At 36.2% G+C, this 7,231-nt stretch carries 6 protein-coding genes; all 6 read left to right on the top strand.

Annotation, left to right across the window (positions count from 1 at the left end; genetic code table 11):
• The first annotated feature begins 347 nt into the window (after positions 1–347).
• Positions 348–941 carry a TetR/AcrR family transcriptional regulator gene (locus PGH07_RS11360; protein WP_289414625.1) on the top strand — a complete coding sequence of 198 codons (594 nt, stop codon included), beginning with the start codon at positions 348–350 and terminating at the stop codon, positions 939–941.
• Positions 942–944: 3 nt separating this feature from the next.
• Positions 945–1,841 carry an NADH-quinone oxidoreductase subunit B family protein gene (locus PGH07_RS11355; RefSeq protein WP_289414624.1) on the top strand — a complete coding sequence of 299 codons (897 nt, stop codon included), beginning with the start codon at positions 945–947 and terminating at the stop codon, positions 1,839–1,841.
• Positions 1,838–3,139: a nickel-dependent hydrogenase large subunit gene (locus PGH07_RS11350; RefSeq protein ID WP_289414623.1), complete on the top strand. Its 1,302-nt coding sequence runs from the start codon at positions 1,838–1,840 to the stop codon at positions 3,137–3,139. Before PGH07_RS11355 ends, PGH07_RS11350 begins: the two co-directional genes overlap by 4 nt.
• 162 nt (positions 3,140–3,301) lie before the next feature.
• Positions 3,302–4,066 (top strand): Aq_1264-related membrane protein, encoded by a 765-nt coding sequence (locus PGH07_RS11345; RefSeq protein WP_289414622.1) that lies wholly within the window; start codon positions 3,302–3,304, stop codon positions 4,064–4,066.
• Positions 4,067–4,224: 158 nt separating this feature from the next.
• Positions 4,225–5,463, top strand: coding sequence for a hydrogenase small subunit (locus PGH07_RS11340; protein ID WP_289414621.1), 1,239 nt, complete (start codon positions 4,225–4,227; stop codon positions 5,461–5,463).
• Complete coding sequence (locus tag PGH07_RS11335) at positions 5,463–7,226, top strand: nickel-dependent hydrogenase large subunit (protein ID WP_289414619.1); 1,764 nt, start codon at positions 5,463–5,465, stop codon at positions 7,224–7,226. Before PGH07_RS11340 ends, PGH07_RS11335 begins: the two co-directional genes overlap by 1 nt.
• Positions 7,227–7,231 lie beyond the last annotated feature (5 nt).

The following is a 7,231-nucleotide window of genomic DNA, read 5'->3' as shown; positions in this document are numbered from 1 at the left end:
AGAGAGTGAGAATTTAAGTTGAGCCAAATCTTTATAATCGATGAAGTCTATTTTTGCTTCACAGTATTTACAGTATCTTTTTTGAATTTTCTTCTTACTGTCATAGTTATGTTCTCCTAAAACGGTTATGTATTATAGAGTAAATAATAGTATAAACTCCATACATTGGGGTATAAATGTAAATATTTAGAAAGAATAATGATTTATTATTTACATTTATTGAGAAAGATTTAAAATGAAATCTTTGGTAAGTATATTAGGGTGACAGGTAATAGTTTTTTGAGTAGATGGTTAATAGTATATAATATTTTATGTTAGAATACTTGCAATGAAAAAAAAGGATATTTGTGAAAGCAGAAAAGAAGAAAGCATTAAAACGAGAATCTATTATAAAAGCGGCTTTGCAACTTTTTTCCGTAAATGGTTTTCATAAGACAACTATTCCTGATATTGCTGCGAAGCTCCAAATGAGTGCGGGAAATGTCTATAATTATTTTTCATCTAAAGATATCTTGGCACAGGAAATTATCAAGTATACTTCTAAAGCATTAGGAGAAGAGATACATAAAGTTAATATAATGAATGTAAGTGCTAAAGAAAAGATTGAGAAGATTGTTGAGATTTATTTCATGATGGCGAAAGATAGGCCAGAGATGATTGAGTATTTTTTACGTGTATATCTTTCTAATCGTGAAGTCTTTCATCAAGGTTGTGAAGGGATGGTTTGTGTTTCCGGATTTATCACTGAAATTATGATTTTCTTTGATGATTCTGTTTCTTCTGGAGAGTTACGAAATCAAGACTTCTTTTCTGCTTTTGGATTGTTCATGGGATACTTGGGTGGAATGGTTTTTCTCAATGGAGAAGAGGTTTTACCTAAACCTATCGAGGAATATATACATGATATTTCGTTTAACATATATAATGCGTTAAAGGCATAACGTATGACATGCCAAAACAAACCTAAGTTGCTTTGGCTACAGTCCATTACTTGTAATGGAAACACTCATTCTTTTTTAAATCATCCTGAACTCTTTTTTATACTTTCACATTTTGAAGTTGTGCATCATCCAGTACTCGATAGTTCATACAGTATGGAAGATGTTATTGGAGGTATTGTACCTTGTGATGTACTCATAATTGAAGGTTCTTTTCAGGAAGAAGGGTTTTTGAAGAGCGGTGTGGAAGTGTCATCAATTATAAAGCATTATGCAAATAAAGCTAAACATATTATATCTGTCGGGACCTGTGCAACTTTTGGAGGGATATTTAAACAAAAAAACCCTGAGGCAATTTCAGGTTTTTGTTTCAATGGGGAAGAGAAGACAGAGCGTTATAGTACGCATGCTTCTAAACTTATATCGTTACCGGGTTGTCCAATGCATCCTAGGTGGCTCTCTTATGTTCTTTTGATGATATCAGGGAAGAAAGATATCCCCATTGACAACTTACATCGTCCAGTCGAACTTTATGGATACACGGTACATACGGGATGTACGCGCAACGAGTATTTTGAATGGAAAATAGACACAAAAACTTTTGGACTTAAGGAAGGTTGTCTTTTTTATGAGACTGGGTGCCGAGGCCCTTATACTAGAGGAAGTTGTAATAAGATACTGTGGAATGATATCAATTCTAAAACACGTGCAGGAACACCTTGCTTTGGTTGCACGGAACCTAACTATCCACAAGAGTCATTCTTTAGAACAAAAACTAATATGGGAATACCAGATAAGGTGCCACTCGGCGTATCTAAACGAGCATATTTGACACTTACGGGTGTTGCTAAGAGTTTTACTATTCAACGTTTTACGGAACGACTTATGGAATATGACAAATGACTAATGTAACCGTCAAAAAACTTATTGAGAAGATAGAAGGTGAAGCTGAACTGGATTTCACATTTAACCAAGGTGAAATAGAGGATGTAAAGATAAACTTTGGTTTTTACCGTGGTATAGAAGAAATACTTAGAGGTCACGATGCTTGGGATGCTTTAGTGATCACACCACGTGTTTGTGGTATTTGTAACCATGCACACCTCTTAGCTGCGGTACGTGCTATAGAAAACGGATATGAAAATGCAGGGTTAAAGATAAATCTTACTTCCAAAGCAAAAGCTATACGAGAATTTACTTTGTCATGTGAACTCATACAAAACCATATTAAATGGCTTTATATGACTATACTTCCACAACTTGAAAAGTTTGTAGGAGCTGTTAGCGAAGAAAACTATGCGATTAAGGCCACATACCTTGCTTCTACTATTACTAAAGCATTAGCTGTCTTTTCAGGACAGTGGCCACATGCTTCTTATGCTATTCCAGGTGGAGTGACCTGTGATCCAACACATCTAGACGTGATGCAAGCACAAAGTCTTGTAGATGAAAGCATTAAATTTTTTGAAGAGGTGGTGATTGGACTTTCTATAGATGACTATCTTGCAATGGAATCAGTCTCTTGCTTTAGTCAGATACACGGTGACTTTGGTAAACTATTACGTCTTATGTTAGTTAATGATATGGGTGATAAAGGATACAGTCATGATAGATTTATTGTTTTTGGAGATAGTATCCTTGCTAAACCGGGTAGGTCAATTATTACAAATGTTACAAATGTTGATATATCTTGTGTGCAAGAGAATGAACAAAAGGGTACAGTTTCAAAGGCTGTAACCTACAGAGATAAATTTTATGAAGTTGGCCCATTAGCTAGAGGTATGGTTGCTAAGACACCAATAGTCAGAAGTTTACATAAACGCTTTAAAGATTCTGTGTTATCACGAGTATTTGCACGTATACACGAAGTAGCACTTTTGTTAGACTACTCTAAAGGTTTACTCAATAAACTACAATTAGATGAACCATCTTGCGTATTAAATGCGGATGTACGATTGAATGATTTTGATGGTGTAGGTACAGTAGAAGCTGCAAGAGGCTCACTGATCCATAAAACAACAGTACGAGATGGTGTCATTACTAATTATGACATTATTACACCGACTCAGTGGAATCTTGGTAATTCTACAAAAGCAGAACAAGGCATAGCGATTGAAGCTATGACTGGTTCATTAAGTATAGAAGAAGCAACTTTTATTTTTCGAACATTTGATGTTTGCTCTGTTTGTACTACTCAATAACATTTTACTTATTTAATATATTCCAAAAATCTACAATTACCATTATCTTTAGTTAAATGAATATTCATTCATTTAACTTTAAGCTTTTTTATCTAATATGGTGAATGACTATTCATTTTCAACAAAAAAAGTGCAATAAATTAACTTATAGAAAGGATTATAATGGGTAATAAAGTAATGAGTCAAATGAATCTCCCATCTCTAGGTATTGCTGTAAGAACATTGTTTACAGGATATTTACTTGTTATGGCAGTAGGATTCATAATGTCTGGGCTTCAAATACTTTTCACACATGGTATGGCTGATGGTAAATTAGGTATATCTGTAGATGACATTGTTTATAGTTACCATGGTAATCGACACTCCTCTAAATTAGAAACGAAGTTAAATGGCTCTATGAAAGATAAAGCCAGCGATAAGGATAGAACAATATTAATTAAATGGGCAAGACAGGGAGCACCTCAAGAACATTGGAAAAAAGTAGAACCGGTTTTTCAAGCAAATTGTATTCAGTGTCATAGTGCAATACCGGGATTGCCTAATTTTTCTGATTATGAAGAAACAGCTAAAGTGGCAAAACCAGATATGGGTGCATCAGTGGATTCATTAACTAGAGTTTCACATATACATCTTTTTGGTATTGCTTTCATATTCATGTTTGTTGGGTATATATTTTCTTTAGCTGTAGGGTTTAATGAAAAACTTAAAGCTTTGATCATTGCGATCCCATTTACTTTTTTAATTATAGATATATCATCGTGGTGGATCACATCTGTTTTCCCTGGATTTGCATGGTTTACAATCATAGGTGGTTTTGGTTACATGATGGCATTTGTGATAATGTGGGTAACCTCAATGTATCAAATGTGGATACTGCCTCTTAAAGGGAAAGAGTATCATATAAATGAATGGAATGATAAAAGGTAAAAATTAAAACAAATGCTTATAAAAAATATTTATTTATATAAAAAAATAAATATTTTATATAAAATGAATGACTATTTACTTTTGTTTAAGTTAAAATCGTTTATTATTGGAAGTTAATGAATGAATGTTCAGTTAATTATTGAAAAAAAGGAGACCAGATGGCTATGGATAGACTAGAGTCCGTAAAAAAACTTTTTACTGCTCAAAGTGCGAAAGTCGACACTAATAAAGGTGATGCATATTACGATGAGTTGTATCTTAAATGTCAAGCAAGACTTGATGAATTAAAAAAGTTAAAACCACTTAATAATAGATTAGATTTTCGAGAAAGCATTGAAGAAGAAGGGATTGGAAGAAGAGATTTTCTTAAATGGGCATCTGCAACAACTGCAATGTTGATGTTGCCGGCTTCATTTACACCATTGGTTGCAGAAGCAGCTATATTGATGAATCGTGTGCCAGTTATATGGTTAGAGCTACAGGATTGTGCAGGAAACTCTGAAGCATTACTTAGATGTGATGGTCCAACAATTGATGAAATCGTTCTTGATATTGTCTCTTTAGAATTTCATGAGACATTACAGGCGGCATCAGGGCATCAAGCTGAAAAGCAAATGGAAGAAGCAATGGAACACTTTAAAGGTAAGTATTTGCTCTTTGTTGAAGGTTCAATTCCTATGGGCATGAATGGTCAGTTTGGGACAATTGGTGCAAAAGCAGAAACATTTCATGATCACTTGGTTCGTGTTGCAGCAGATGCTGCTGCTGTAGTTGCAGTTGGTTCATGTGCAACCTATGGTGGAATTCCTGCAGCTGCACCAAATCCTACAGATGCTGTAGGAGTGATGGATGTGGTAAAAGGTAAACCACTTATCAATATCCCAGCATGTCCTGCGAACCCTTCAAATATGGTAGGGGTTATTTTGCACTATGTATTAACTGGTTCTATTCCTGAGCTTGATTCTCTACTTAGACCAAAGTTTGCTTTTGGATATCGTATTCACGATAACTGTGAAAGACGTGCACACTTTGATGCAGGTGAATATGTGGAAGAGTGGGGTGATGAAGGTGCCAAAAACAACTTCTGTCTCTATAAAGTTGGATGTAAAGGCCCAATGACTTTCAATAACTGTTCTATTGTAAGATATAACGAAGGTGTGAATTGGCCTATTGGCGTTGGTCGTGGATGTATAGGTTGTTCTGAACCAGATTTTTGGGATAAGTATGCGTATGAAAGGCCAATGTCGGATGCTCATATTAAAGCACCTACAGGTGGTGTAGAAAAAACAGTTGATGAGTTTGGTTTGGGATTACTTACAGCAGCAGGTGTTGGTATAGGTATTCATGCAGCTGCAAGTGCATTAGCCGGTAAAAGAGTAGATGAAGGAGAAGAGTAATGTCTAAGAAACATATAATTGTTGACCCTATTACAAGAATCGAAGGACATCTTCGTATTGAAGCTGTAATAGATGAGAATAATCAAATTGTAGATGCATTTAGTTCATCAACAATGTGGAGAGGGATAGAAACAATCCTCCAGGGAAGAGACCCAAGAGATTGTGGTTTGATGGCAATGCGTATTTGTGGTGTCTGTACTGGTACACATTACCAAAGAAGTATTGAAGCAGTAGAAGATGCATTTGATATCACTATTCCTAAAAATGCACGATTAGTGAGAAACTTGATTCAAGGGGCACTGTACGTACATGATCACCTTGTACATTTCTATCATTTGCATGCACTTGATTTCGTTGATGTTGTATCTGCAACAAAAGCAGACCCTTATAAGACTGCTGATGAAGCAGTTCAGTGGGCCAATGTAGCGGGTGTTTCTGCATATATGTCTGATGCTTCACAATTTAAGGTTGTACAAGATCGTATTATCAAGTTTGTCAAGGAAGGAAGATTGGGTATCTTTGGTAATGGATACTGGGGTAATGACCATTATGAACTTACACCAGAGCAAAATCTTATTGCTGTAGCACACTATCTTAAAGCACTTGATATCCAAAGAGACATGGCTAAAATGCAAGCTATATTTGGCGGTAAAAACCCGCATCCGCAATCTATCGTAGTGGGTGGTGTCACTTGTGTTCAGGATATCCAAAACCCTGCAAGAATAGCACTCTTTAAACGGTTGCTAAAAGAGAGTACAGAATTTGTAAAAAGAGCCTACCTACCTGATATATATATGGCAGGAACAATGTATGCTGAAGAGGCAACTGATGCAGAAGCTACTTATAAAGGTGTAGGTGGGACAGGTGGCGGTCTCTTAAGTTATATGTCTTATGGTGACTTTAGACTTGATGATACTGGATTCTATAACTCAGCAACTCTTTTCCCCAAAGGACTTGTACTGGAAGGTGATATCAGTAAGGTATATGAAGTTGATCAATCGAAAATTACTGAAGATGTTACACATTCCTGGTATGAGGGAACGGGCGCTCCAGAACATCCATATGTGGGAACAACCATACCTAAGTATACAGGACTGGAGAAGAAAGATGATGGATACTCCTATTTGAAAACAGATGAAAAGTATTCGTGGATCAAGTCACCTCTGTATGATGGTAAAAAAGTGGAAGTTGGACCTCTCGCACGTATGGTAGTTGGGTATGCTAAAGGTGATAAAAAAATAACAAAATATGTAGGTAACTTTTTAAGAAGATCGCAATTACCTATAACTGTTCTCTTCTCTACTGTTGGTAGAACAGCAGCACGTGCTATCGAAACAGAATTGATGTGTGATGCTATGATGGAATGGGTTGATGAATTAGCAATAAATGCAGCAAGGGGTGACCTTCGTACTTGGACGGAATTTGATTTTGACAAGGTTAGTATGGATACAAAAGGTGTGGGACTTGCAGAGGCACCAAGGGGATCTCTAGGACACTGGGTAAAAATAAAAGATGGAAAAGTTGAAAATTATCAAGCCGTTGTTCCGTCAACCTGGAATGCCGGACCTAGAGGGCCAAATGGAGAGTTGGGTGCTTATGAAGCGAGTCTTATAGGTACAAAAGTAGCTAATCCTGAGGAACCGTTAGAAATTATTAGGACTGTCCACAGCTTTGATCCTTGTATTGCTTGTGCGGTGCATGTAGTGGACACCAAAGGTAAGGAGCTAGCCGTATATAAAGTTGACCCTACCTGTGCTTTCTAAGGAGT

Source organism: Sulfurovum zhangzhouensis, assembly GCF_030347965.1.
Classification (GTDB): Bacteria; Campylobacterota; Campylobacteria; order Campylobacterales; family Sulfurovaceae; genus Sulfurovum; species Sulfurovum zhangzhouensis.
The sequence above is the reverse complement of the archived record's forward strand: the minus strand, read 5'-3'. Positions and strand labels throughout refer to the sequence as shown.

Bases quoted from the DNA above. Each gene is read 5' to 3' on its own strand.
- PGH07_RS11355 (WP_289414624.1), top strand. From the start codon at position 945: ATGACATGCCAAAACAAACCTAAGTTGCTTTGGCTACAGTCCATTACT.
- PGH07_RS11350 (WP_289414623.1), top strand. From the start codon at position 1,838: ATGACTAATGTAACCGTCAAAAAACTTATTGAGAAGATAGAAGGTGAA.
- PGH07_RS11345 (WP_289414622.1), top strand. From the start codon at position 3,302: ATGGGTAATAAAGTAATGAGTCAAATGAATCTCCCATCTCTAGGTATT.
- PGH07_RS11340 (WP_289414621.1), top strand. From the start codon at position 4,225: ATGGCTATGGATAGACTAGAGTCCGTAAAAAAACTTTTTACTGCTCAA.
- PGH07_RS11335 (WP_289414619.1), top strand. From the start codon at position 5,463: ATGTCTAAGAAACATATAATTGTTGACCCTATTACAAGAATCGAAGGA.